The sequence below is a fragment of the Stenotrophomonas pictorum JCM 9942 genome, from assembly GCF_001310775.1.
GTDB classification, from domain to species: Bacteria; Pseudomonadota; Gammaproteobacteria; order Xanthomonadales; family Xanthomonadaceae; genus Stenotrophomonas; species Stenotrophomonas pictorum.
Map to the genome: position 1 here is coordinate 1 of NZ_BAZI01000801.1, position 574 is coordinate 574.

Annotated in this window: 1 protein-coding gene; it reads right to left on the reverse strand. The window is 69.7% G+C overall.

What is annotated here, in order from left to right; genetic code table 11:
* Positions 1-574: type III PLP-dependent enzyme domain-containing protein (locus tag JCM9942_RS17765; protein ID WP_172675220.1), on the reverse strand; the 574-nt coding region annotated here is incomplete at both ends.

The following is a 574-nucleotide window of genomic DNA, read 5'->3' on the forward strand; positions in this document are numbered from 1 at the left end:
CGATCGCCGCGGCGTACTCGCGCGCATCCGGCGCCTGTTCGCCTTCGCGGTAACGCACGCCCAGTCCGCCACCGACATCGATACTGGCGATGGGATGGCCCGCCGCTTCCAGCTCTTTCCAGAACGCGGCCATGCGTGCCAGTGCCTCGCGTACCGGCGCCAGGCTGAGCAGTTGCGAGCCGATGTGCATGTGCAGCCCGTCCAGGCGCACATTCGGCCATTGCGCCCGCGCCTGGAACCAGCCGCGGGCCTCGGCGATGGAAACGCCGAACTTGTTCTCGGCCTTGCCGGTGGAGATCTTGGCGTGGGTCTGTGCGTCCACGTCCGGATTGATCCGCACCGCGGCGGTGGCCATCAGCCCGCGCGCGGCGGCGATGCGCTGGAGGCTGTCCAGCTCGGCCCGCGATTCGATGTTGAAACGGCCAATGCCCACTTCCAGCGCCAGCACGATCTCCGCATCGGACTTGCCGACCCCGGAGAACACGATATCGGCCGCGGCGATGCCCGCGCGCAGCGCGCGTTCCAGCTCGCCGGCGGAAACGATGTCCGCCCCCCGCGCCCTCCTCGGCCAGCA